The sequence below is a fragment of the Gordonia sp. J1A genome (genome assembly GCF_055393515.1).
On sequence record NZ_AP041607.1, the window covers coordinates 844,530 to 868,796 of the forward strand.

The window sequence follows — 24,267 nt, forward strand, 5'->3', positions numbered from 1 at the left end:
AGGTCTCGATAGGCCGCGGCGCTGCGCGCCGGGGCTACTCGAGGAGCCTGTCGGGATGGGGTTTCTGGCAGGCTCATCGAGTAGCCGGCGAACGTAGTGAGCGAGCGTATCGAGATTCGAGTGTGAACGTGGTGCAGGTCTCGATAGGCCGCGGCGCTGCGCGCCGGCATCTCAGCCGTCGACGAAAATCGCGCGGGCGGCGATGTCACCGAGATGGATCGGGTCCGAATCGTCGACGCAGACGGTGATGGTGCCGGCGAACGAGCGCTTCTCGGTGACCCGCACCCGGCAGTCGAGATTGACGCCGATCTCCTCGAAGTACCGCAGCATCTCCGGATCCGAGTCGGAGATGCGGGTGATGACCCCGGTCTGGTCCACGTCGAGGTCGGCCAGCTGCACGGCGCCGGCCTCGGGCACGGTGCCGTCGGACGCCGGGATCGGGTCGCCGTGCGGGTCGCGCTTCGGGTGGCCCAGCTTGGCGTCGATGTGCGCCAGCAACTGCTCCGAGACCGCGTGTTCGAGGATCTCGGCCTCGGCGTGCACCTCGTCCCAGCGATAGCCGAGCTCTCGGACGAGGAAGGTCTCGAGCAGGCGGTGCCGCCGGACCATGCCGACGGCGGCCACCCGCCCCGTCTCGGTCAGGGTCACCGCGCCGTAGGGCGCATGGTCCACGAGACCTTGATCGGCCAGTTTCCGAATGCCCTCCGACGCGGTGGACGGTGAGACGCCGAGCTTCTCGGCCAGCAACTTCGTGGTGACCTTCGTGTCCGACCACTCCTGCGAGGTCCAGATCACTTTCAGATAGTCCTGGGTTACCGAGGTGAGTTCGTTCACCGGGCGAGAGTCGGGCATGCGTACGACCTTACCCACCGAACGCGCAGCGGCTGCTGGCGAGTCGTAGGCTTAGCGTGTGTTGCGTTGGCGAGGTTTGGACGACATCCCTGCGGGCTGGGGCCGATGCGTGGTCACGATCGGCGTGTTCGACGGAATCCATCGCGGGCACGCGCAGTTGGTCGCCGCCGCCACGAAGGCGGCGGCCGAGCGCGGTGTGCCCTCGGTGCTGATGACCTTCGACCCGCACCCGTCGTCGGTGGTGCGGTCGGGTGCTTACCCGCCGCAGTTGTCGACGCTGCGGCGGCGTGCCGATCTCGCCGAGGAGATGGGGATCGACGTGTTCTGCGTGATCCCGTTCTCCGCGACCCTCGCGGCCCAGTCGCCGGAGGATTTCGTGCACTCGGTCCTCGTCGAGGAACTGCACGCGGCCGAGGTGGTGGTCGGCGACAACTTCACCTTCGGCCACAAGGCGCTCGGCGACGTTCCCAAACTGCGCGAACTGGGGGAGCGGTTCGGCTTCGAGGTCACCGCGATCTCCCTGTTCGGTGAGCATGCCGTGACCTTCTCGTCCACCTACATCCGGTCGTGCATCGCGGCGGGCGACGTGGAACTGGCCGCCGAGGCGCTCGGCCGGCCGCATCGTGTGGAAGGCGTCGTGGTGCACGGCGAACGCCGGGGCCGCGACCTGGGTTTCCCGACCGCCAACGTCGCGCCGCCCGAGCACACCGCGATCCCCGGCGACGGCGTGTACGCGGCATGGTTCACCGTGCTCGACAGCGCCACGCAGCCCGACGGGGTCACCATCGGCCGGCGGTACCCGGCCGCGGTCTCGGTGGGCACCAACCCGACCTTCTCCGGCAGAGTCCGCACGGTGGAGGCCTACGTGCTGGATGTGGAGGCCGACCTCTACGGTCAGCATGTGGCGGTCGACTTCGTCGCACGGCTGCGCGGCATGGAGCCCTTCGACAGCGTCGACGCACTGATCGCGGAGATGAACAACGACGTCGAGCGCACGCGCACCCTGCTGCGGGCGGAGTGACCCGCCCGAGCGCTCCATGCGCCGGCGCTGATTTCCGGTCGGGGGTCGAGCGCTGGTAGTCTTGGCCGCCGGTGTCAGCTGCGGTCCGTGGCGGCGCACCCCCTGCTGGTTGCAGGGCCTGGAGCACGGAACTGAAAATCAAGGAGATCTCTCATGGCTCTGACCGCCGAAGAGAAGAAGGCCATCCTCAGCGAGTACGGTCTGCACGAGACCGACACCGGTTCGCCGGAGGCGCAGGTCGCACTGCTGACCAAGCGCATCACGGATCTGACCGAGCACCTCAAGTTCCACAAGCACGACCACCACAGCCGTCGTGGTCTGCTGCTGCTCGTCGGTCGCCGTCGCCGCCTGCTCAAGTACGTCGCGAGCGTCGACATCAACCGCTACCGCTCGCTGATCGAGCGCCTGGGTCTGCGTCGCTGACGCCCCCTGATTGCTTCTGTGGCCGTCGTTCCCACGCGGAACGGCGGCCACAGCTGTCTGTCGGGCACGGCGGCATCGGGATTCGTCGGCGAGGACGCCGCGGACACGCCCGACGGTCGCCGCAGACGACAGCCGCCGTCCCAGCAGGGAGAATGTTAGGCTGGTAGCGGACGAAGGCCGCTTGGCGGCAGTTCGGTAGTGATCGTCGGATCGGTCCTCGGTAGTGGCCGCCGGAATCCCCAAGCGATTCCGGCCGCTTCGATCGAAGGCCGTCTGCTCACGGCGCAGGTGCGCCGTCCACTTCCGGCGCGAGACTCGCGCCCATCGTCTGTCGGTTCGCCGCGCCTTGCGCGAACCGACCGCTGAATACAGGCCGCAGGCGCCGTCGTGGTGTCGTCGCGGCTGCCACGAAAGGTAAACACTCTTGACTGACGTCAACGCCGACTTCGATGATTCGATCACCGAAGTCTCCGCCGTCATCGACAACGGAACGTTCGGCAAGCGCACGATCCGCTTCGAGACCGGCCGCCTGGCTCTGCAGGCCGCGGGTTCGGTGACCGCGTACCTCGACGAGGGCACGATGATCCTCTCGACGACCACCGCGTCCAAGTCGCCGAAGGAGCACTTCGACTTCTTCCCGCTCACGGTCGACGTCGAGGAGCGCATGTACGCCGCGGGTCGCATCCCCGGCTCGTTCTTCCGCCGCGAGGGCCGCCCGTCGACCGACGCGATCCTCACCTGCCGCCTCATCGACCGTCCGCTGCGTCCGTCGTTCGTCGACGGCCTGCGCAACGAGATCCAGATCGTCGAGACCGTCCTGTCGCTCGACCCCAAGGACCTCTACGACGTGGTCGCGATCAACGCGGCGTCCGCATCCACGCAGATCTCGGGTCTGCCGTTCTCCGGTCCGGTGGGCGCCGTGCGCGTCGCGCTGATCCCGACCGAGCAGAACAAGGCCGGCCAGTGGGTCGCATTCCCCACCGTCGAGCAGCTCGAGGGCGCGGTCTTCGACATGGTCGTCGCGGGACGCCTGATCGACGGCGGCGACGTCGCGATCATGATGGTCGAGGCCGAGGCCACCGACAACGTCCTCGCGCTGATCGCCGACGGCGCCCAGGCGCCGAGTGAGGCCGTCGTCGCCGAGGGCCTCGAGGCCGCCAAGCCGTTCATCGCCACCCTGTGCGAGGCGCAGAAGCAGCTCGCCGCGGCCGCCGCGAAGGAGACCCGCGAGTTCCCGCTGTTCCCGGCCTACCAGGACGACGCTTACGAGGCGGTCGCCGAGTTCGCCACCACCCGCCTCGGCGAGGCGATGGCGATCGCCGACAAGCAGGAGCGCGACAACGCGACCGACGCACTCAAGGGCGACGTGCTCGAGGCGCTCGGCGAGCGCTTCGAGGGCCGCGAGAGCGAGCTCGGCGCAGCCTACCGGTCGCTGACCAAGAAACTCGTGCGTCAGCGCATCCTCACCGATCACTTCCGCATCGACGGTCGCGGCATCACCGACATCCGTGCGTTGTCCGCCGAGATCGGCGTCGTTCCGCGCGCACACGGCAGCGCGCTGTTCGAGCGTGGCGAGACCCAGATCATGGGCATCACCACCCTGGACATGGTCAAGATGGCCCAGCAGATCGATTCGCTCGGCCCCGAGACCAGCAAGCGGTACATGCACCACTACAACTTCCCGCCGTACTCGACCGGTGAGACCGGCCGCGTGGGTTCGCCCAAGCGCCGTGAGATCGGTCACGGTGCGCTCGCCGAGCGGGCCCTGGTGCCGGTGCTCCCGAGCGTGGAGGAGTTCCCGTACGCGATCCGTCAGGTCTCCGAGGCCCTCGGCTCCAACGGCTCCACCTCGATGGGCTCGGTGTGTGCGTCGACCATCTCGCTGCTGAACGCGGGCGTTCCGCTGAAGGCGCCGGTCGCAGGCATCGCGATGGGCCTCGTCTCCGACGAGGTCACCATCGACGGCAAGACCGAGACCCGCTACGTCGCCCTGACCGACATCCTCGGAGCCGAGGACGCGTTCGGCGACATGGACTTCAAGGTCGCGGGCACCAAGGACTTCGTGACGGCTCTGCAGCTCGACACGAAGCTCGACGGCATCCCCTCCAAGGTCCTGGCCGGTGCGCTGAGCCAGGCCAAGCAGGCCCGTCTCACCATTCTCGACGTGCTGGCCGAGGCCATCGACGAGCCGGACGAGATGAGCCCGTACGCGCCGCGCATCACCACCATCAAGATCCCGATGGACAAGATCGGTGAGCTGATCGGCCCGAAGGGCAAGACGATCAACGGCATCACCGAGGAGACCGGCGCCAACATCTCGATCGAGGACGACGGCACCGTGTTCATCGGCGCCGCAGACGGCCCGTCCGCGCAGGCGGCGATCGACAAGGTCAACGCCATCGCCAACCCGCAGCTGCCGAAGGTCGGCGAGCGCTTCCTGGGCACCGTCGTCAAGACGGCCGCCTTCGGCGCCTTCGTCTCCCTGCTCCCCGGCCGCGACGGACTGGTCCACATCAGCAAGCTGGGCAACGGCAAGCGGATCGGCAAGGTCGAGGACGTGGTCAAGGTCGGCGACAAGCTGCAGGTCGAGATCGCCGACATCGACGAGCGCGGCAAGATCAGCCTCGTTCCGGTGCGCGACGGCGCCGATGCGGCCGAAGCCGCGAAGGACGAGGTCGCGGTCGACGCCTGACGGCGACCGCACCTGTTCGATCTAGACGAGCTCGGCCCGGGACGTGTCATGCGTCCCGGGCCGAGCTCGTCGCGGTAGGCATCCGGTCCGCGCCGGAGTGGGGGTAGTGCGGGCACTACCCCGAAGACTCGCGGCCGCTCCCGTGCCCTGGACCGACGGCGATCGATAGCGTTCTTGCCATGACATCAGACGACGCCTATCGGCTCTCACCCTGGCGAATGCTCTCGGGATCGCCGCTGCGCTTCCTCTTCTCCTCCTACCCGTGGCGCGCGGTGGCGTACACGATCATCTCGCTGGCACTGGGCTGGACGGTGTTCATGGCGTACGTGGTGATCGTGCTGCTCCCGTTCGCTCCCGCCTGGTCGATCCTCTTGGGCCGCATCGAGCGGCAGCGGGTCCGGATGCTCCGGATGGCGGCCATCGCCGACCCGCATCCGGCGGTGACCGGATCGTTCGGCGCCCGCGCGCGAGCCCGACTCGCCGAGCCGGTCACCTGGCGTGAGGTGGTGTACTCGCTGGCGCTGGCGGCCTTCGCTCCGTTGGCGACGCTCGGTCTGCTGATCGCCTGCGTGCTGACCGGCGGATTCGCTGCGGCGCCGCTGGTCGTCGCGGCCGGCGGTCAGATGTCGATCGGGCCGTGGCAGCTGGAGACGCCGCAGGAGGCCTGGCGCGTGGTTCCGGTCGCGCTGCCGTTGTTCATCCTCACCCTGTATCTGTTCGGCGCGGCGGCCGCGATCGTGGCGTCCATCGCGGCCGGGCTGCTCGGTCCGCGAGAAGAGGAACTGGCGGCGCAGGTGGCCGACCTGCGGTCGTCGCGAGGAACGCTCGTCGGATCGTTCGAGGCCGAGCGCCGACGGATCGAGCGCGATCTGCACGACGGTCCGCAGCAGCACCTCGTCGGTGCGGTGATGCACCTCGGCGAGATCGCGCAGGACAGTGACGATCCGGCCACGCGGGCCCATATCGAGACCGCTCAGGCGCGTGTGGAGCGGGCGCTGGCCGAACTGCGCGACACGGTGCGCGGCGTCAATCCACGGGTGCTCGACGACCACGGAGTGGAGGCGGCCTGCGCCGAACTCGGCGGACCGGTCCTGGTCCGGGTGATCCGGGGTCCGGGATGGATACCCGGCCGGCGGCTCCCGGGAGAGACCGAGCGCGCACTGTTCTACACCGCCAGCGAAGCGGTGACGAACGCGGCCAAGCACGGCGGCGCGTCGACGGTGACGATCGAGTTCGCCGAGGCGGCGGGCGTCGTCAGCATGACCGTGACCGACGACGGCTGCGGGGGAGCGGTGCCCGCAGCCGGACGCGGGCTGGCGGGCCTGGTGGAACGGGCGGCGACGATCGGGGCGAGTCTCACCGTCGTCAGCCCGGTCGGCGGGCCGACCGTCCTTCGCTGGTCCGGGTCGGTCCGCGGGTGACCCCGTCGGCGTGCCCGGCGGGCCGTCGGCCACACTGACAGGCGTGAGCGTGCGAATCGTGGTGGCGGAGGACTCGGTGCTGCTGACCGAAGGTCTCGTGCGGATTCTCGAGGGCGCCGGGCACCAGGTGGTCGGCACCGTCGCCGATGCCCCGGCGCTGCGCGAGATCGACGTGGATTCGATCGACCTGCTGATCACGGACGTACGGATGCCGCCCGGTGACGGGGACGACGGCCTGCGGGCGGCGCTCGATCTGCGTCGCCGCCGGCCCGACCTGCCGGTGCTGGTCCTGTCCCAGTACGTGGCGGCGGCCTATGCGCGGCGACTGCTCGGAACCGAAGGCGGGGGTCGGGTCGGCTACCTGCTCAAGGAGCGTGTGGGGCGGATCGCCGACTTCCTCCGGGCGGTCGAGACGGTGTGCGCGGGCGGCGTGGTGGTCGACCCGGAGGTCGTCTCGGCGCTGTTCGCCACCGCCGCGCTCGACCGGCTCTCCCCGCGGGAGTCCCAGGTGCTGGCACTGATGGCGCGGGGTGCGAGCAACTCGGAGATCGCGGCTGCCCTGGTGGTCTCGGACGCCGCGGTCGCCAAACACGTCGCCAACATCTTCCTCAAACTCGACCTGCCCCCGGAGACCGACAACCGCCGGGTGCGCGCGATCCTGCTGTATCTCGTTCAGAGCTGACTTCGCCCGCGAGCCGACGGATCCGCGTGCTGTCTCAGCCGACTTTGATGCGGCCGGTCGCGCCGCTGATCGGGCGGAGCGCTCCCGAGGCGCTCTTCACATCGCCGTAGTACCGCACCCGGTAGTCGCCCTCCGCGCCCCGCGGCACACGCCACGTGACGGTCACCTTCGACGCCGACGGGCTGCCGCCGGGACGTTCCCACGTCATCTCGGTGGTCTCGTGATCGTCGTCGTAGGCGACGGTCCAGCCGCGGGCGGTGAGCTTCTCGACGGCGAAGTACCCGGTGGTCGATCCGCCACGACGGATCCGGTTGCTCGGGTAGGCGCCGCAGAAGGCCACCCGGAGCGTGGTGCCGGGCTTCGCCGCGGCGGGCACCTTCGAGATCACCTGGCCGAACCGGCGGCCGGGTATCGGGGTGTCGGCGGGCTGTGAGCCCAGTAGATCCGGCTGCAGGCCCGAGGTGTCGGCCGGACGGCGCCCGGCGGCCAGCCGGGTTCCGCGGGCCATCGCCCGCGCCATGGCGTCGAACTCCTGCATGTAGGCGCACAGCGTCCATCGGCCGAACATCGTCTCGCCGCCCTCGTACTGCTGGGCCACGTACTCCTCCGGCGTCACGGTGTACTGGCTGTAGCCGTTCGAGTAGCCCTGCAGCAGGACGTTCTCCAGCGGGACCTTGAGGGCGTCGGCGACGATCCGGCGGATTCGGAGGCCGGCGACGATCGTCGACTCGCTCGGCAACGCGGCGAGCACGAGGTCGCCGATCCGGATCAACTGCACCGGAAGAGTCTGTTCGATCCACGGCCGCGGCGGGAGGATGCCGAGCGGGAACAGAATCGCCTTCGGCGCCTGGTTGTCGACGATCCACGGATCGGGCGTCGGGGCCGTACCGGCGCCGAGCGCCATCGCGAACTCGTTCCGCACGCCCTCGTTGAGGAATCCCAGTTGGCTGCGGGTGTTGTCCTCCTGGCTGGTGGCCGCCGCAGCGGCGCCCATCATGGCGGGTGAGGTGCGAGCCGCCTTGCCGTGCGGTGTGTAGTGGCCGTCGATGGAGACGTTCGCCATGTCGACGTACCGGGTGGCGGAGTCGACGCCGCCGGCGGTCATCGGGCGCGCCGCACGGAAGGCCGCCTGCGCGGCCTGATCCTGGCGGCGCCCGATGATGATGCGATTGGCCCGGTGATCGGCGGTCGGACCGCCCGGATGCATCTTGCGCAGCCACAGGTTGGGGCTCATGTCGCCCGCGTTGGTCTGCGCGTGGGCGCTCACGACGTTCGGGTCGCGCTGTTCGGCCAGGTATGCGGCATAGCCCTTGTTGTCGGCACTGATCAGGAAGTTCGCGTCGGTGAGCGAAGTGCCGTGCGTGGCGAACCAGGTGATCTCGCCGATGACGGCTCCGCCGCGGCGCAGGCGGATGGCCGTCACCTGCGGGTCGATGGCGTCGGGGAAGTGCTTGCGGTCGGCGGCGGGATTGAGCTCGAACGCCGGCATCGACCGGTTCGCGCTCGCGTCGTGGAGTTCGGCGTGCCCGAGTTCGACGGTCCCCGGCCCCAGCGAGGCGTGCGCGGCCGCGACGGCGTCGAGCAGCCCGTCGATCTCGGCACGGAAAGAATTGTGCCGATGGCCCCTGGCGGCGAGGACGTAGGCGTAATCCCATGCGGTGCCGCCGCAGGAGTTGTGGTTGTGCGTCGCGTTGATGTTGACGTTCTGCGCGGTGTACGTCGTGCCGTACCGCTTCGCGAGTTCGGCGAGCAAAGTCTGATGGTGTGAGACGAAGACGCACGCGATGTCGGCGGTGATGAACAGGACGCGCTTGCCGGTGGCCGCGTCGGCGATGATGTACGCCCGCGCCCAGGTGCGCTGCAGCAGTCCCTTCGCCACCTGTTCCATGTCGGAGTAGCCCATCATGCCCTGACCGGCGATCGCTCCCGTCATGTCACCCTTGCCCGCGCCGACGAGATAACCCGACGCGGCGGAGGCCGGTCCCGTCTCGCCGAACGATGCGGCGCCGAGCGCCGTCGCCGCAGTGGCCCCTACGGCCGCGGCTTGCAGGAAGGTTCGGCGTGAGACGGAACTCATGGGACTCCTCGTGTGACTGGTGCTTCAGCGCAGATCGGGTGTGACCCTAGCCCGCTGTTGATCGAACGATCAACAGATGGCTCGGGATTGGCGCACGTTACGGCTCGAGCGGCCGGAGCGGTGCGTTCGGGCGCCTTCTAGACTGGGGTGGATTCACGAGACGAAAGGGTCCCTCATGGGCAACGGCATCCGCGTGGGTGTGCTGGGCAGTAACGGCAAGGTCGGCAAGGCGATCGTCGAAGGCGTCGAGGCGTCGGCGGAGACCGTGTTCACCGTGGGCGTCGACAAGGGCGATCCGCTCTCGGCTTTCGTCGACTCGCAGACCCGCGTCGTCGTCGATTTCACGCACCCGGACGTCGTGATGGACAACCTCGAGTTCCTCATCGAGAACGGCATCCACGCCGTCGTCGGCACCACCGGCTTCACCGCCGAGCGGCTCGACACCGTCCGCGGCTGGGTGGAGCAGAACCCCGGCGTCGGCGTGCTCATCGCTCCGAACTTCGCGATCGGTGCGGTGCTCTCGATGCACTTCGCGCAGCAGGCCGCGCGGTTCTTCGAGTCGGCGGAGGTGATCGAACTGCACCACCCGCACAAGGCCGACGCGCCGTCCGGCACCGCTGGGCGCACCGCGCAGCTCATCGCGACGGCGCGCGCGGAAGCCGGGCTCGGCGCGAGTCCGGACGCGACGTCGACCGGACTCGAGGGTGCCCGCGGCGCCGACGTCGACGGGGTCCGCGTGCATTCGGTGCGTCTGGCCGGTCTGGTCGCGCACCAGGAGGTGCTCTTCGGCACCCAGGGTGAGACCCTCACCATCCGTCACGACTCCATCGACCGGAACTCCTTCGTTCCCGGGGTGCTGCTGGGTGTCCGCGAGATCGTCGACCGTCCCGGGCTCACGGTGGGGCTCGAGACCTTCATGGATCTGTAGTCGTCGGTGGCTGCGAAGAAGAAGGCCGACGCCCGGCCGATCGTCGCGCTCATCGCCTTCCTGGTGGTCGCGCTCTGCGTGTACTTCGTCCTGCTGAGCCGGACCGCGATCGGCCTGATCTCCGACGGCGGTGTCGTCGGCATCGGGCTCGGCGTCGGTGTGATCGTGCTGCCGCTGCTCGGCGTCTGGATGGTGGTGTCGACGCTGCGGTCGGGGATCGAGCATCAGCGGATGGTGGCGGCCGCGCAGGATCTGGGGCGCGACCTCGACGTGGACGACTTGCCCCGGCGGCCCTCGGGGCGGATTGAGAAGGACGCCGCCCTGGAACTTTTCGAGCAGGTCAAAGTGGAATGGGAGGCCGACCCGTCCGACTGGGTGAGCACCTATCGCATCGCTCGCGCATACGACTACGCGGGCGACCGCTCGCGGGCGCGCGAGATGATGCGGCGCGCCGCGGAGCAGTATCGGGCGGCGAAGGCCGAGCAGCGGTCGTGATCGCGCGATCGGGGGCATGATGGCGTCATGGCTCGATTGCTGATCGTTCACCACACGCCCTCGCCGCACTGCCAGGCGATGTTCGAGGCGGTGGTCGCCGGCGCCACCGATCCCGAGATCGAGGGGGTCGAGGTGGTGCGCCGCGCGGCGCTGTCGGTGTCCACGAGCGACTTCCTCGACGCGGACGGGTACGTGCTCGGCAGCCCGGCGAATCTCGGCTCCATTTCAGGTGCTCTCAAACATTTGAGTTGCGATAACCCCGCTATTAGATGTTCTTGGAGGTCGGCGGCATGAAGCGCTTGCTGATCATCCACCACACGCCCTCGCCACACTGCCAGGCGATGTTCGAGGCGGTGGTGAGCGGTGCGACCGATCCCGAGATCGAGGGCGTCGAAGTGGTGCGCCGCGCGGCGCTGTCGGTGTCGACGAGCGACTTTCTCGATGCGGACGGCTACGTGCTCGGCAGCCCGGCCAACCTCGGGTCGATTTCGGGTGCTCTCAAGCACGGGTTCGACTGTTCCTATTACCAGATCCTCGACTCGACGCGGGGCCGCCCGTTCGGGCTGTACCTGCACGGGAATGAGGGGACTGAAGGTGCGGAGAATATGGTTGACCGGATCACTGCCGGGCTCGGCTGGGAGAAGGCCGCCGAGTACGTCATCGCCTCGAACAAGCCGGACAAAGCGGTGCTGGAGGCGTGCTGGGAACTGGGCGCGACCGTCGCCGCCGGTCTGATGGAGCAGTGACCGATGGGTGCAGACAACTCATGCGTCGTCACGTTCACGGGTCTTGTCCATCCTCAAGGCGGGTCGTGGTATTTCGACGGAGTGCGGTTCGTCGAGGCGGAGGGTCGGCGATTCGACGTCGTTCTCCGAGAGTCCACCTTCAACGTGAAGGTCACCCTTGGCAGTGATCCATTTACTGGCGACCCCATTGCGGACGCGGCGACCCTGAATCCGCTTTGGGGTGAGACCGAGGCCGTGTTGCGCGGGATGTTGGATTCGTTGGGTTTCCACCTCGGGGCTAAGCTGGAACCCCAGTTCATGACCGGCACGATCGCCGACAGAGCAGCAACCGGTGCTAGATCGTCGTTTCCCGAGATCGCACTTGTTGAAGATCAGGCAGTCGCGGCGGAGACCATGAATCGCTATGCGCAGCTAGCGGCGAACAATGCCAATATCCGGCACGCTCTCGCGGACATGAGGTCGGCGCTTAGCTTGTCCGACGACACCCCTTTCTACTGCTACCGAGCGCTGGAAAGTCTGCGTGAGGAGTTCGTCGACGAGCGTGACTCACGAAACAATCGGGAAAAGCGGGCGTGGGGGCGCCTGCGTGCCGCGCTTTCAATTGACGAAGGACGGGCAAAAGAGCTTGCCGCGCTGGCGAAGCCGAGGCGACACGGCGGGAATCCACACGTCGACCATGATGAAAGAGTCAACTGGTTGAAATGGACGCGAGCGATCGTCGCGACGTTCATCGATGGCTATCCAGACTCTCTGCACGGCCCTGGTGACGATGGACTTGAGGGAGAAGCGGGGTCTGCGTAGACCGTTCTCTCGCTGCAATCGAGCGTTTACTGCGGCTGCCACCCGTCGTCGAGATCCTTTTCGTGGGCGGAGACAAGGTAGCCGACTGCCTCGACGACCGCCGGGCACACGGCATTCATCGCCTCGCCGAGCTGTAACCAGCGCTCCGCCCCGGTGGGGTCAACGTAGTGAAAGACCTGCTCGAACGCGAACACCGGCATGAGGTCGACAGCACCGCTGTCAGCGGGTCGCGCGAACTCAACACGCGCGAGGACTCCACCCGCCTCAACGACTCCCTCGTACACGCTCGACTTCACGCCGCCGGGTGGTCGAGGTGATACGCGCACCTCGGCCATCCGAACTGCGTTGTTGGCCACCACGTTCAGCAGTCGATGCTTGTCAGTGTTCGAGAGGTGCTGGAGCACGTGAAGCGGGTGCAGTTTGTCGGCGCCTGCGTGGTACGGCTGTTGGGACTCGAACACTTCGGTGACGGTCGGGCCGTACCACTTCTTGCGTTTGCCAATCCATTTCTTGAAAGACTCGGCCGAGCGCTGGAGTGGGAACGCTACGTCGAGGGGGTTGTTGGTCTGAATCCGTGGCGGTGTGACAGCCCAGACCGCGTGGTCTATTGCGGCTCTGAGGTTGTGGATGACGTCGCCCATGAGCAGCGACGACCTTGTGTAGTCGGGGACCTCATCGAGCGTCCATTCAGCCCACACGGTGGGTTCGGACGCCTCCGACATGTTGCTGCGCCGGGAGTACTTCTTCTCGGCGGTGAGCAGTTCTTCGAGTAGGTCCCGCAGCTCATCTCGAATCTCGAATGCGCGCTCGATTTTGTCCTGGCCCGGCAGGCGCGCGCTCTCGCTCTCACTCATGCGCAGAGCGTATCTGCTGCGGCTGCCCCCACCGGCGCTATCGTCGCCGGTGGGTGTCGAGGCCATCCATCGTCACCTTCCGCACCGCCCCTGGTGCTCGCTCTCCCACCGGGGGCGTGTGTCGTTTCAGGCCAATCTGTCAGCGCACGTCGATACATTTCGACGATGACCACACCGCCCCCGCCCTCGATCCTCATCGAGGTACGCGCACGCACTGACTACCTCGAACCCCACCACCGCGAGGCGCTGGAGTCTCTGCCCGACGTGCTGCGATCGCAGGGCGTCGAGACACAGTTGGTCTATCGCGAACTCGGCGGCATGGGAGCGCCGCCCCTCGACATTCTCACCGCCTATCTCGTCGGAGTCGGCGGCGGTCTGACGGTGGAGCTGGCGAAGGCCACGATCAAGGGCCTGATCGAGTGGGGCCGCAAGCGGATTCGCGAGCAGCCGCCCGAGTACGAGAACCACGAGCCGCCCGAGGGGTGGCGGGTGCGCACAAAGCTCTATGGACCGAAGGGCGAACTGCTCAAGGTCATGGACGTGAAGCGCGATAGCGTCGATGCCGAGTACACGCACCCCGACATCGACGACGAGCAACGCCGTTAGCGCAGTCGGGTCGAGGCGATGCAGCTGGTCGAGGATCTGGCCCTCGATGGTCGTCTCGGTGGTGGTCATGGTCGGTCTCCTCAGATCTCGGATCGAGGGGTCGCGGATGGAGGCACGGCGTTCATGTCATCGTGCCCACCGCCTCATCGAGCAGATCGTTGGCGCGGTCGGCGTCGAGGTACCCGGCGGCGACTTCGCGGTCGAGGGCGGCGCGCAGCCGCCACCACGACAGCTCAGCGCGGCACTCGCCGACGCGGGGGCCGGTGGTTTCACCTCGGGACGCGAGGACACCGAGCCGAGATCTCCATGCGGCCATGGTCCGTTCGCGGGGGTGGGTGATCGCCGTGGTGCTCATGCTTGTCAGTCAAGCAAGTAGGGTGCAAAGCCACTCGGGGCGAAAGCGTCGGCAATCTCGAAGGCACGGAAACTGTATTGCCGGTGTTGTCGAGGCGACTGAAAGGCGTTGTGGACGGTGCAGATATGACTCGACCGCCCTGCGGATCGACCGGAACCCGGCTACGGGACTTGCGAAGGTTCCGGTCGACCCGCGAGGCGGTCGATGTGTTGATCATGCACCGCTGGGGTGCAGAGGCGGTCCGGTCAGGTGGGCGTCTCGTTGAGGCGCGTCCACGCGGCCTGCATCTCGGCGGTGACGTCGGTGCCGAGCGAGCGGACCCAGCGCAGGGTCGGCTGCCGTCCGTTGACGTGGGCGACGACTTTGGTCTGCTCAATGTCGGCGGCGTCGACCTCACGCGCTTCGACCAGGTGGAAGTCGAGGTCGCACACCAGGAACACGGCGGTGGTGAAGTCGGTCGAGCGGAACGCGCTGAACTTCGCTGCGAGGCCCGCGGATCGCACACCCATCGCCTTGACCTGGATGCGCTGACCACCCGGCGCGGTGATGTCGTGGGACTTGGTGCTGTTCGGCTCCAGTACACCGCCGCGTGCGGCGTGGACCACCGCCTCGGCGACGTCGCCGAGCGGCTTGTTGCTGGTGCGTACGAGGCCGCGTCGACGTAGCTCAGCGATGATGGCGGCGTCGAGCCGGAGCAGGTCTTGCACTCCGTCAAGTCCGTTCAGTCGGCAGGCCGATTCCTGGTCGGTGGCCTCTCGCTGATCGGCGACCGACTGGCTCTTGCTCATACTGCATTTCTGTGAGCCATCCAGTTCTTGGATCAAGAATACGCAGGCGGAGAGTCGGAAGACGGTTCCGATGGATGGGTGGGCCGGAACCGCCGATCTCGCCGCTGCGACCGGGACCGGCGAACGCTCGCTAGACTCGACGACGTGAGCGCGTCGATCCCGACCCCGTACGAGGACCTGCTGAGACTGGTGCTGGAGACCGGAACCCCGAAGGCCGATCGCACCGGGACCGGAACACGCAGCGTGTTCGGCCACCAGATGCGCTTCGACCTCTCGCAGGGCTTTCCTCTGATCACCACCAAGAAGGTGCATCTCAAGTCGATCATCTACGAACTCCTGTGGTTCCTGCGCGGCGACTCGAACGTCCGGTGGCTGCAGGAGCACGGGGTGAGCATCTGGGACGAGTGGGCGTCGCCGAACGGGGAGCTCGGCCCGGTCTACGGCGTGCAGTGGCGCAACTGGCCCACGCCGTCGGGTGAGCACGTCGACCAGATCGCCCTGGCGCTGGAGACGCTGACCACCGACCCCGACTCGCGGCGCAACATCGTATCCGCGTGGAACGTCGGAGAGATTCCGCAGATGGCGCTGCCGCCGTGCCACGCGTTCTTCCAGTTCTACGTCGCCGACGGGCGGCTGAGCTGCCAGCTGTACCAGCGCAGCGCCGACCTGTTCCTCGGCGTTCCGTTCAACATCGCGTCCTACGCCCTGCTCACGCACATGATGGCGCAGCAGGCCGAGCTGGAGGTCGGCGAGTTCGTGTGGACCGGCGGCGACTGCCACATCTACGACAACCACGTCGACCAGGTGCGCGAGCAGCTCTCGCGCGAACCGCTGCCGTATCCGACGCTCAAGTTGCGCAGGGCCGACTCGATCTTCGACTACCAGTACGACGACTTCGAGGTCGTGGGATACCGGTCGCATCCGGCGATCAAAGCGCCGGTCGCGGTCTGAGCCGGTGACACCCTCCTCGGGAACGGAGCGGACATGACAATCACCCTGGTGTGGGCGCAGGACCGCGCGGGAGCCATCGGCCGCGCCGGCGTGATCCCGTGGCGCGTCCCGGAGGACATGCGGCGCTTCAAGGAGATCACCGGCGGCTCGACCGTGATCATGGGTCGCAAGACCTGGGAGTCGTTGCCGACCGCGGTGCGTCCGCTGCCCGGGCGGCGCAACATCGTGATCACGCGGGCGCGCGACTACCGCGCCGACGGTGCCGAGATCGTCGCCGGCCTCGAGGCGGCGCTGGACGCGGCGGGCGAGGCGGCCGCGGTGATCGGCGGCGGGGAGATCTACGCCGCGGCCATCGACCGGGCCACACACCTGCGGGTCACCGAGATCGACGTGCTGGTGGACGGCGCCGACGCCTTCGCACCCGTCGTGGATCCCGACCGATGGGAGTCGGTGACCGTCGGCGAGTGGCTGTACTCGTCGACCGGCACGCTGTACCGGTTCATCGACTACCGGCGACGGTGAGCTGGTTCAGCGCGGGCGGTGACGACTACGCCCGCTATCGGCCGACGTATCCGGCCGCACTGGTCGACGCCCTCGCCTCGGCGGCGCCGGACACTCGCCGCGCGGTCGACGTCGGCTGCGGAACCGGCCAGCTCACCGCGCTGCTTGCCGAGCGCTTCACCGGCGTCGTCGGACTCGATCCGGCGGGCGAGCAGATAGCTCACGCGGTGACCGCGGGCAACATCGACTACCGCGTCTGTGCGGCCGAGCACCTCGCCGTCGAAGACCACACCGCGGACCTGGTCACGGCCGCGCAGGCCGCGCACTGGTTCGATCTGAGCGCGTTCTACGGCGAGGTGCGCCGGATCGCGGTCGACGACGCAGTGCTGGCCTTGATCACCTACGGGGTCCTCGTGCTCGACGACGACCTGGCGGACCGGTTCGGGACGTTCTACCGCGAGGAGATCGGACCCTACTGGCCGCCCGAGCGCCGGCACGTCGACAACGGCTACGCCGAACTGGAGTTCCCGTTCGAGCGTCTCGACACACCCGCGTTCACCATCGAACGATCGTGGACGCTCGAGGAGTTCGTCGGCTACCTCGGCACCTGGTCCGCGGTCCGCCGCGCCGGCGAGGCCGATGCCGGCGGGCTCGTCGACGCACTCGCCGCCGACCTCGCGCCGCGCTGGGGCGACGACCGCCGCGTCGTGCGATGGCCGGTGACGGTCATCGCCGGGAGAGTGCGCTGACATGCCCGGTCCGTCCACCCCGCAGTCTCCGGAGACGCTCGCCCACCTCCGTCGCGCTCGGGACCTGATGGATCGCGAATACGCCGAACCCCTCGACGTGCCGACGATGGCGCGCCGGGCGCTGATGTCCACGGCGCATTTCAGCCGGGAGTTCAAGATCGCGTACGGCGAGACCCCGTACGGCTACCTGGTCACGAGGCGGGTGGAACGGGCGATGGCGCTGCTCCGGTCCGGTATGAGCGTCACCGATGCGTGCGTCGAGGTCGGGTTCACCTCGCTCGGCTCGTTCAGTTCCACGTTCCGGCGCCTGACGGGGGAGACGCCCAGCGCCTACCGGGCGCGCTCGCACGAGCCTCTCGAGGGGCTGCCGTCGTGTATGACCAAGATCCTCGCGCGTCCGATGCCGTTCGGCTGACGCCCCGAGGAGCACGGCCGTGGGAACCGAGCAGTTTTCGAGAAGCACGGCGACGGCGGGACCTCTAGCGTTGTCCGCATGACGAACATCGAACTGACCTACTGTCCCATCACCGTCGACGACATCGACGCCGCACTCGGCTTCTACCGCGACGCCCTCGGTCTGGAGGTGACGCGCGACGTCGCCAACGGCGACCACCACTGGGTCACCCTGCGCCTGCCCGATCAGCCGTCGGTCGAGGTGGTGCTGTCGCAGCCCGGAGGCGGCCGCTCGCCCGAGGACGCCGAGGCGATCCACCGTCTCGTCGCCAAGGGCATGATGCCGCCGATCGTGTTCCGCTCCGACGATCTCGATGCGATCTTCGAGAAGGTCTCCGCGTCCGGAGCCGAAGTGCTCCAGGAGCCGATCGATCAGCCGTGGGGGCCGCGGGACTGTGCGTTCCGCGACCCCGCCGGGAACATGGTCCGCATCAACGCCGCCGGCTGACGCGCGGGCGCGGCGCGGTTAGGCTCGTCGAGATGAACACGTTTCAGCGAGTCGCGCACGGTGTCAACAGGCTGGTGGCCCCGATTCTGAGGGCGCCCGTGGTCGGTGGGATGCTGTCGAGATCGATGACCGAGATCACCTACACCGGCCGGCGGAGTGGGAAGCAGTTCTCGCTGCCGGTCGCATACCGCCGCCGCGGCGCCGACGAGGTGATCGTCGGCGTCGCGATGCCGGACAAGAAGAACTGGTGGCGCAACTTCGATCCCGGACCGGCGCCGATCGGGATCCGGCTCGAGGGCGTCGACCGCACCGGCACGGCTGTCGCGAAGTCCACGGACGAGGGCACCGCGGTGTACATCACCCTCGACGCCGTACACTGATGACGGCGATGCGCGCCGAACTCTCGGTGGCGCAGGCCCGCCGCATCGCCCTTGCGGCGCAGGGATTCGCGGATCCGCCGCCGGCGGGCGAGCCGACCCGTAGACATCTGCGACGAGTGCTGAGCCGCACACGGCTGCTTCAGCTCGACTCGGTGAACGTCCTCGCGCGAGCGCACTACCTCCCCGCGTTCAGCCGGCTCGGAGCGTATCGTGACGGGCTTCTCGACGGCGCGGCCTGGCGCCCGAGGGCGCGGAGCCCGCGGCTGCTCGCCGAGTACTGGGCACACGAGGCGGCCCTGGTTCCGGTCGACGACTGGCCGCTGTTCGGCTGGCGGATGGACGAGTACCGCGACGGCCGCTACCGCCATACGCGAGAGGTGCTGCAGCGCAACAGGTCCCGTGCGGCCGACGTGCTCGCCGTGATCACCGATCAAGGTGCGATGACCCCGCGCGAGATCGAGGACGCGCTCGGCATCACGCGGGCTCCGGCCGAGCGCGGCTCCTGGTGGATGCGCGGTGAGGTGAAGCATCTGTGCGAGGCGATGTTCGCGGCCGGTTCGCTGTCGGCGGTGCGGAGCCCGCACTTCCACCGGCACTACGACCTCGCCGAGCGCGTCGTCGGCGCCGAGCGCGTCGGTGTCACGGTCGGCCGGCGAGATGCGCACCGCGAGCTGGTGTCCCGCGCCGCGGCCGCGCACGGGGTCGCGACGGCGGCCGACCTGGCCGACTACTACCGCTTGCGGACCGCCGAGGTCCGCGACGTGCTGGGCGACCTCGTCGACGCCGGAGTGGTGACGCCGGTGCGGGTCGACGGCTGGAGCGAGCCCGCCTATCTGCACCGCGACGCGCGGCTGCCGCGCCGAGTACCGCATTCGACGCTGCTGTCGCCCTTCGATCCGCTGGTGTTCTACCGCCCGCGCACCGAGCGGCTCTTCGGCTTCCGCTACCGGATCGAGATCTACGTACCCGAGCACAAACGGGTGCACGGTTACTACGTGCTGCCGTATCTGATGGACGAGGAACTGACGGCTCGCGTCGACCTCAAAGCCGACCGCGCCGCGGGCGTCCTCCGGGTGCTCTCGGCACACGCGGAGCCGGGCGCCGACACCGCGCGGGTCGCGCGGTCGCTGGCCGTCGACCTGGCGGCGCTGGCCGACTGGCGCGGCCTCGACCGGGTTGAGGTCACCGGACGCGGCGACCTCGGTCCCGCCTTGCGCTCCGAAGCCGCCCGCGGCTAATAGGCTGGCAGGCGTGAACTCTCCACAACACCAGCGGAGGCTGCCGCTCGACGGGGTCCGGGTGCTCGAGCTCGGCAACTACATCGCGGCGCCGACCGCCGGGCGCATGCTGGCCGACTTCGGCGCCGAGGTCATCAAGATCGAACGTGAGACCGGCGACGAACTCCGCAACTGGCGCCTGTACGACGGCGAGACGTCGATGCTGTTCCGGACGATCAACCGGAACAAGAAGTCCGTGGTGCTCGACCTCAAGACCGAACAGGGGCGCGAGGACGTCAAAAGCCTTGCCGCGCACTGCGATGTGGTTCTCGAGAACTTCCGTCCCGGGACTCTGGAGCGATGGGGGCTGGGCCCCGAGGCGCTCAGCGAGGCGAACCCGGACCTGATCTTCGTCCGCATCTCCGCGTTCGGTCAGACCGGCCCCTATTCGGAAAGGCCGGGCTTCGCGGCGGTCGCCGAAGCCTACGGCGGGTTCCGCGAACTGGTCGGCGACCCCGATCGGCCGCCGGTGCGCGTCGGGGTCTCGATCGGGGATTCGATCGCTGGACTCTACGGAGCCTTCGGCGCCGTGATGGCGCTCTACGAGCGTCTGCGCAGGCGCGACGAGAACCGCGGCGGCGACGGTGAGCCCGGACTGCCGTTGGCCGATCGGATCGTCGACGTCGCCCTGAACGAGGCGATCTTCTCGATGATGGAGTCGCTGGTGCCCGACCTCGGGGCGTACGGGGTGAAGCGAGAACGGACCGGCGGACGCATGGAGGGCATCGCACCGTCGAACGGCTATCTCTGCCGGGACGGCAGTTCCGTCGTCATCTCGGGCAACGCGGATGCGATCTTCCCCCGCTACATGAGAGCGATCGGCCGCGACGATCTCGCCGACGACCCCGATCTGGCCACCAACGACGGCCGGTGGCGGCGGCGCGACGAGATCGACGCGGCGATCGGGGAGTGGACCGGCGCGAGGTCGCGCGACGAGGTGCTCGCCGTGCTCGACGACGCGGCCGTCCCCGCGGGCCCGATCTACACCGCCGCCGACATCGTCGCGGACGAGCAGTACCGCGCACGGAACATGATTCAGGAGTTCGACGTCGACGCCGGCGGCCCCGAGCCGCGCCGGGTCGCGTTCCCGGGCATCGTCCCGGTACTCGGCGAGACCTCGCTGCCGATCCGCTCGGTCGGCCCCGACCTGGGTGAGCACACCGACGAGATCCGCGCGCGTTTTCTGGGAGGACGGCGATGAGCGCGCAGTCGGCCTCCGGAGCCACGGACTATTCGCAGGTCGCCCTCCGGGACGTGACCCTGCGTGACGGACTGCAGCTCACCGGCAAGGTGCTCGACGTCGAAGTCCGCGTGGCACTGGCACGCACCCTGTTGGCGGCGGGTGTGCCCGAACTCGAGATCGGTTCGATGGCGCGACCCGATCTGGTTCCGCCGATGGCGGGCACCCTCGACATCGTCGCGCAACTGACGCCGGACGAACTCGACCGCTGCTGGGTGTGGGTCGCCACCCCGAGACACGTCGAGAAGGCCGCCGCGGCGGGCGTCCGGAACTTTCAGTACTGCCTGTCGGTGTCGGACGCGCACAACAAGGCGAACATCGGCCGGTCCGCCGAGGACAGCATCGCCGCCATGCCGCGAGCCGTCGCGGCGGCCAAGGAGGCGGGCGGCCGCATCCAACTCTGTCTGGCCACCGCGTTCACCTGCCCGTTCGACGGTCCGGTGGACCCGGATCGTGTCCGCGGCATCGTCGCCGACCCGCGCACGGCGGACGCCGACGACGTGGTGCTCGCCGACACGCTCGGCCAGGCCCACCCCGATCAGGTGCGCGACCTGTTCGCGACCGTCGGCGCGGGCGAACGCAGGCTCGTCTTCCACGGACACGACACCTGGGGGATGGGCGTCGCGAACTCGCTGGCCGCCGCCGACGGCGGCGCCCGACTGGTGGACGGTGCGCTCGGCGGACTCGGCGGCTGCCCGTTCGCTCCCGGCGCCAGCGGCAACACCGCGAGTGAGGACCTCCTCTTCGCCACTCGCCCCGGATACCTGACGCCGGCCGTGCTCGCGGACCTCGTCCGTGCGGGTGAACGGCTGCTCGCCGAACTCGGTGAACGGTCGCGGTCGAAGGCCGCGCAGGGAGCGCGGTCCAAGGCGCAGGCCTTCGACTGGGTCATCGCCGGGGACTGACCCGCACCGGCCCGGGACCGGCGCCCGGCTACACTTCTGCGCGCACACTTAACGGAAGGGTGGACACGTGTCCGTCACGCACAACGGCAAGACCTACCGACTCGTCATGTTCGATCTCGACGACACCCTGGCGCCGTCGAAGACCGCGATGAGCGACGAGATGGTCGGGCTGTTCCGGGAACTGCTCGCCGGAAGCATGGGCTGCATCATCTCCGGCGGTCAGTACGGGCAATTCCAGTCGCAGGTCCTCGACCGGCTCGGCGACTTCGCGGACCGCGGCAACCTGCACCTGATGCCCACCAACGGCACCCGCTACGTCCGGTGGTCCGGCCGGGATTGGGAGACGGTGTACGCCGAGGACCTCTCCGACCACCAGAAGGCCGAGGCCATGCGGGTGGTGGAGGCCGGCGCACGTGAGCTCGGGCTCTGGGAGGAGAAGACCTGGGGCCCGATCCTGGAGGACCGCGGCAGTCAGGTCACCTTCTCCGCGCTCGGCCAGTCCGCGCCGGTCGACGCGAAGGCGGCGTGGGATCCGGACGGGCGCAAGAAGGAGTCGCTGCGTGCGTACGCCGCCGAGCGGCTGCCCGACCTCGAGGTCCGCAGCGGCGGATCGACGTCGGTCGACATCACGGCGAAGGGGATCGACAAGGCCTACGGGGCGCGCCGTCTGATGGAGATCCTCGGCCTGGGCACCGACGACATCCTGTTCTTCGGCGACCGTCTCGACGAGGGCGGCAACGACCGTCCGGTGGCTGAACTCGGCATCGACGCGGTCGCCGTCCACGGCTGGCAGGACACCTACGCGAAGCTGGGCGCCATCGTCCGCGGCTGACGCGCCGCGCCGGCCACCGGGGCCTCAGCTCAGCAGGCTGCTCCGGAGCGAGTCGACGTCCTCATCCGTCAGGCGCAGCCCCTTGCGGAGGTAGCCGTCCATCGAGCCGTAGACGCGATCAGCGGCCGCGAAGGCCGAGTTCAGCATCGAGATGTCCACGCCGTTGATCGGGTCGGTGGCCGATGCACGCCGATAGTGGTTGGAGGCGAGATAGTCCGCCTCGATCGTCGCGCGGTCGACACCGAGGACGGTCAGCAGGACGGCCGCCACCCAGCCGGTGCGGTCCTTGCCCGCCGAACAGTGGAAAAGCGTGGTCCGGCCGGTCTTCGCCGTCTTCGCGATCTCGAGGACGGCCGTGCGGAGCTGAGCGCGCGCGTTGGCGTCGGTGACGAATTCCGGATACGCCGACGCGACGTCGATCAGACTCAGCGGCGACACCTGTCCGAGGACGTCCGCACTCACCTGGCGCGTGCCGGGCACGCGACGGTCGGGTTGGACTGCCCGCTCGATACCGGTCCGCAGATCGATCACCGTCGCCAGACCGCGGGCGCGCAGCGCTGAGATGTCGGATGCGGTGAGCCGCGAGAGATTGTCGCTCCGCAGCACGAGTCCGTTGACATGCCGACCGTCGGCGGCGCGATAGCCCTCGAGCGTCCTGGTGTTGATCGTCCCCTCCAGCCCGATCTCCCGTCCGGGCGTGATCGCCGAGTTCGTGACGGCGGCCGTGGCCACCGGTGATGCGGCGGCAGGTGCGGCCAGGGCCGGAGAGGAGGCCGTCGGAACGACCACGGTGACGGACAGGGCGGTGACGGACAGGGCGGCGGACAGGGCGAGGGCCGCGAGGCGACGGCGGCGGATCGAAGAGCTCACTGGACCGATGATGCACCACCGGCCCGGATGCCGCAGGACGAACCGGATGCGAGACAATCGAGGCTCGAGGCTGTCCGGGTGCCATGACCCGCAGAGCCCGTCATGAGCCGCTGCAGTGCCGAGGAGTTGCGACGTGTCCGAATTAGTGCCGCTGAAGGTCCAGCTGGTCGCGGCAACGCAGTTCATGCCGCCGGAGGTGGACTGGGATACCGACGCCGACGGTGGTGAGGCCCTCATCGAGTTCGCCGGTCGCGCCTGCTACGAGAGCTGGCACAAGCCGAATCCGCGCACCGCCACCAACGCCGGCTATCTGCGTCACGTCCTGGAGGTGGGCCACACGTCGTTGTTCGAACACGCCACGTGCACCTTCTACATCACCGGGATCTCCCGGTCGTGCACGCACGAGCTGATCCGTCATCGCCACTTCTCCTACTCGCAGCTCTCGCAGCGCTTCGTCCCCGAACACGATTCCAACGTGGTCGCGCCGCCGGCGATCCGCGGTGACGAGCGCCTCGAGGAGTTGTTCGTCGAAGCGACCGACGCGGCGCGGCGCGCCTATGCCGACCTCCTGGCCGAGCTCGAGGCCAAGTTCGCCGACGTCCCGAATGCGATCCTGCGGCACAAGCAGGCCCGACAGGCGGCCCGCTCGGTGCTGCCGAATGCGACGGAGACGCGGATCGTCGTGACCGGCAACTACCGGGCCTGGCGCCACTTCATCGGAATGCGGGCGACCGAGCACGCGGACGTCGAGATCCGCCAGCTGGCCGTGGAATGCCTGCGCCGGCTCCGCGAGGTGGCACCGACGGCGTTCGGGGACTTCGAAATCGGCGAACTCGCCGACGGAACCGAAGTCGCGACCTCGCCCTTCGTATTCGAGGGCTGAGCGCGGCGATCGGCCCGTCAGACGGTAGCCTGAGCGG

27 protein-coding genes and 1 pseudogene are annotated in these 24,267 nt (G+C 68.6%); 22 read left to right on the forward strand and 6 right to left on the reverse strand.

The window, feature by feature from the left end:
- Nucleotides 1-171: 171 nt before the first annotated feature.
- The gene (locus ACZ5QD_RS03925; RefSeq protein ID WP_197462915.1) at nucleotides 172-852 is read right to left on the reverse strand and encodes a metal-dependent transcriptional regulator; all 681 of its coding nucleotides are present in this window, start codon (nucleotides 850-852) and stop codon (nucleotides 172-174) included.
- A 58-nt stretch (nucleotides 853-910) separates the two neighbouring features.
- On the opposite strand from ACZ5QD_RS03925, the gene ACZ5QD_RS03930 reads away from it, so the two are divergent.
- The 5 genes from ACZ5QD_RS03930 to ACZ5QD_RS03950 all read left to right on the forward strand — a co-directional run bounded on the left by ACZ5QD_RS03930 (nucleotide 911) and on the right by ACZ5QD_RS03950 (nucleotide 7,091).
- Nucleotides 911-1,873, forward strand: coding sequence for a bifunctional riboflavin kinase/FAD synthetase (locus tag ACZ5QD_RS03930; RefSeq protein WP_081598100.1), 963 nt, complete (start codon nucleotides 911-913; stop codon nucleotides 1,871-1,873).
- Nucleotides 1,874-2,026: 153 nt separating this feature from the next.
- The gene (gene rpsO / locus ACZ5QD_RS03935) at nucleotides 2,027-2,296 is read left to right on the forward strand and encodes a 30S ribosomal protein S15 (protein ID WP_006896227.1); all 270 of its coding nucleotides are present in this window, start codon (nucleotides 2,027-2,029) and stop codon (nucleotides 2,294-2,296) included.
- Nucleotides 2,297-2,720: 424 nt separating this feature from the next.
- Entirely contained in the window at nucleotides 2,721-4,988 is a 2,268-nt protein-coding gene (locus ACZ5QD_RS03940) for a polyribonucleotide nucleotidyltransferase (RefSeq protein WP_062366823.1), read from the forward strand.
- A gap of 179 nt (nucleotides 4,989-5,167) precedes the next feature.
- Nucleotides 5,168-6,409 (forward strand): sensor histidine kinase, encoded by a 1,242-nt coding sequence (locus tag ACZ5QD_RS03945; RefSeq protein WP_006896229.1) that lies wholly within the window; start codon nucleotides 5,168-5,170, stop codon nucleotides 6,407-6,409.
- Between the two features lie 43 nt (nucleotides 6,410-6,452).
- Nucleotides 6,453-7,091, forward strand: a complete 639-nt coding sequence (locus ACZ5QD_RS03950) for a response regulator (protein WP_464367121.1) — start codon at nucleotides 6,453-6,455, stop codon at nucleotides 7,089-7,091.
- Between the two features lie 34 nt (nucleotides 7,092-7,125).
- Here ACZ5QD_RS03950 and ACZ5QD_RS03955 read toward each other — a convergent pair whose 3' ends face one another.
- On the reverse strand, nucleotides 7,126-9,168 hold the full coding sequence (locus tag ACZ5QD_RS03955) for a neutral/alkaline non-lysosomal ceramidase N-terminal domain-containing protein (protein WP_464367122.1): 2,043 nt from the start codon (nucleotides 9,166-9,168) through the stop codon (nucleotides 7,126-7,128).
- A 175-nt stretch (nucleotides 9,169-9,343) separates the two neighbouring features.
- Between ACZ5QD_RS03955 and dapB the strand changes: the two genes are divergently transcribed.
- From dapB to ACZ5QD_RS03980, 5 genes and pseudogenes are all read left to right on the forward strand, one after another.
- Entirely contained in the window at nucleotides 9,344-10,096 is a 753-nt protein-coding gene (gene dapB, locus ACZ5QD_RS03960; protein WP_006896232.1) for a 4-hydroxy-tetrahydrodipicolinate reductase, read from the forward strand.
- 6 nt (nucleotides 10,097-10,102) lie between these two features.
- Nucleotides 10,103-10,591: a hypothetical protein gene (locus tag ACZ5QD_RS03965; protein WP_045538527.1), complete on the forward strand. Its 489-nt coding sequence runs from the start codon at nucleotides 10,103-10,105 to the stop codon at nucleotides 10,589-10,591.
- 27 nt (nucleotides 10,592-10,618) lie between these two features.
- Nucleotides 10,619-10,834 (forward strand): annotated as a pseudogene (locus ACZ5QD_RS03970) (flavodoxin family protein); the annotation flags it as partial.
- A gap of 47 nt (nucleotides 10,835-10,881) precedes the next feature.
- On the forward strand, nucleotides 10,882-11,337 hold the full coding sequence (locus ACZ5QD_RS03975; protein ID WP_045538547.1) for a flavodoxin family protein: 456 nt from the start codon (nucleotides 10,882-10,884) through the stop codon (nucleotides 11,335-11,337).
- A gap of 3 nt (nucleotides 11,338-11,340) precedes the next feature.
- Complete coding sequence (locus tag ACZ5QD_RS03980; protein ID WP_045538529.1) at nucleotides 11,341-12,138, forward strand: hypothetical protein; 798 nt, start codon at nucleotides 11,341-11,343, stop codon at nucleotides 12,136-12,138.
- Between the two features lie 26 nt (nucleotides 12,139-12,164).
- Here ACZ5QD_RS03980 and ACZ5QD_RS03985 read toward each other — a convergent pair whose 3' ends face one another.
- On the reverse strand, nucleotides 12,165-12,992 hold the full coding sequence (locus ACZ5QD_RS03985) for a hypothetical protein (RefSeq protein ID WP_045538531.1): 828 nt from the start codon (nucleotides 12,990-12,992) through the stop codon (nucleotides 12,165-12,167).
- Nucleotides 12,993-13,157: 165 nt separating this feature from the next.
- On the opposite strand from ACZ5QD_RS03985, the gene ACZ5QD_RS03990 reads away from it, so the two are divergent.
- Complete coding sequence (locus ACZ5QD_RS03990) at nucleotides 13,158-13,598, forward strand: hypothetical protein (RefSeq protein ID WP_045538533.1); 441 nt, start codon at nucleotides 13,158-13,160, stop codon at nucleotides 13,596-13,598.
- A gap of 121 nt (nucleotides 13,599-13,719) precedes the next feature.
- On the opposite strand, the gene ACZ5QD_RS03995 is transcribed toward ACZ5QD_RS03990, so the two are convergent.
- Together ACZ5QD_RS03995 and ACZ5QD_RS04000 are read right to left on the reverse strand one after the other, a co-directional pair.
- Nucleotides 13,720-13,953, reverse strand: coding sequence for a hypothetical protein (locus tag ACZ5QD_RS03995; RefSeq protein ID WP_156150472.1), 234 nt, complete (start codon nucleotides 13,951-13,953; stop codon nucleotides 13,720-13,722).
- A gap of 245 nt (nucleotides 13,954-14,198) precedes the next feature.
- Complete coding sequence (locus tag ACZ5QD_RS04000; RefSeq protein ID WP_197078081.1) at nucleotides 14,199-14,741, reverse strand: hypothetical protein; 543 nt, start codon at nucleotides 14,739-14,741, stop codon at nucleotides 14,199-14,201.
- A gap of 144 nt (nucleotides 14,742-14,885) precedes the next feature.
- On the opposite strand from ACZ5QD_RS04000, the gene ACZ5QD_RS04005 reads away from it, so the two are divergent.
- The 10 genes from ACZ5QD_RS04005 (at nucleotide 14,886) to ACZ5QD_RS04050 (ending at nucleotide 22,477) form a co-directional block, all read left to right on the forward strand.
- Complete coding sequence (locus ACZ5QD_RS04005) at nucleotides 14,886-15,692, forward strand: thymidylate synthase (RefSeq protein ID WP_045538537.1); 807 nt, start codon at nucleotides 14,886-14,888, stop codon at nucleotides 15,690-15,692.
- Nucleotides 15,693-15,725: 33 nt separating this feature from the next.
- Nucleotides 15,726-16,214, forward strand: coding sequence for a dihydrofolate reductase (locus ACZ5QD_RS04010; RefSeq protein ID WP_006896237.1), 489 nt, complete (start codon nucleotides 15,726-15,728; stop codon nucleotides 16,212-16,214).
- Nucleotides 16,211-16,942, forward strand: a complete 732-nt coding sequence (locus tag ACZ5QD_RS04015) for a class I SAM-dependent methyltransferase (protein ID WP_045538539.1) — start codon at nucleotides 16,211-16,213, stop codon at nucleotides 16,940-16,942. The genes ACZ5QD_RS04010 and ACZ5QD_RS04015 overlap by 4 nt, the downstream gene beginning before the upstream one ends.
- Before the next feature lies 1 nt (nucleotide 16,943).
- Nucleotides 16,944-17,357: a helix-turn-helix domain-containing protein gene (locus ACZ5QD_RS04020; RefSeq protein WP_006896239.1), complete on the forward strand. Its 414-nt coding sequence runs from the start codon at nucleotides 16,944-16,946 to the stop codon at nucleotides 17,355-17,357.
- Nucleotides 17,358-17,435: 78 nt separating this feature from the next.
- Complete coding sequence (locus ACZ5QD_RS04025; protein WP_006896240.1) at nucleotides 17,436-17,843, forward strand: VOC family protein; 408 nt, start codon at nucleotides 17,436-17,438, stop codon at nucleotides 17,841-17,843.
- A gap of 32 nt (nucleotides 17,844-17,875) precedes the next feature.
- Nucleotides 17,876-18,223, forward strand: a complete 348-nt coding sequence (locus ACZ5QD_RS04030) for a nitroreductase/quinone reductase family protein (RefSeq protein ID WP_006896241.1) — start codon at nucleotides 17,876-17,878, stop codon at nucleotides 18,221-18,223.
- A gap of 8 nt (nucleotides 18,224-18,231) precedes the next feature.
- A complete protein-coding gene (locus ACZ5QD_RS04035; protein WP_464367123.1) occupies nucleotides 18,232-19,461 on the forward strand; it encodes a winged helix-turn-helix domain-containing protein in 1,230 nt (409 codons plus the stop codon).
- 13 nt (nucleotides 19,462-19,474) lie between these two features.
- Nucleotides 19,475-20,701 carry a CaiB/BaiF CoA transferase family protein gene (locus ACZ5QD_RS04040; RefSeq protein WP_006896243.1) on the forward strand — a complete coding sequence of 409 codons (1,227 nt, stop codon included), beginning with the start codon at nucleotides 19,475-19,477 and terminating at the stop codon, nucleotides 20,699-20,701.
- Nucleotides 20,698-21,645, forward strand: a complete 948-nt coding sequence (locus tag ACZ5QD_RS04045; protein ID WP_006896244.1) for a beta/alpha barrel domain-containing protein — start codon at nucleotides 20,698-20,700, stop codon at nucleotides 21,643-21,645. The genes ACZ5QD_RS04040 and ACZ5QD_RS04045 overlap by 4 nt, the downstream gene beginning before the upstream one ends.
- 67 nt (nucleotides 21,646-21,712) lie before the next feature.
- On the forward strand, nucleotides 21,713-22,477 hold the full coding sequence (locus ACZ5QD_RS04050; RefSeq protein WP_045540388.1) for an HAD-IIB family hydrolase: 765 nt from the start codon (nucleotides 21,713-21,715) through the stop codon (nucleotides 22,475-22,477).
- Between the two features lie 24 nt (nucleotides 22,478-22,501).
- Here the strand turns inward: ACZ5QD_RS04050 and ACZ5QD_RS04055 are convergent, their stop codons facing one another.
- Nucleotides 22,502-23,347: a tyrosine-protein phosphatase gene (locus ACZ5QD_RS04055; RefSeq protein WP_006896246.1), complete on the reverse strand. Its 846-nt coding sequence runs from the start codon at nucleotides 23,345-23,347 to the stop codon at nucleotides 22,502-22,504.
- A 133-nt stretch (nucleotides 23,348-23,480) separates the two neighbouring features.
- On the opposite strand from ACZ5QD_RS04055, the gene thyX reads away from it, so the two are divergent.
- Complete coding sequence (gene thyX, locus ACZ5QD_RS04060; protein ID WP_006896247.1) at nucleotides 23,481-24,230, forward strand: FAD-dependent thymidylate synthase; 750 nt, start codon at nucleotides 23,481-23,483, stop codon at nucleotides 24,228-24,230.
- Nucleotides 24,231-24,267 lie beyond the last annotated feature (37 nt).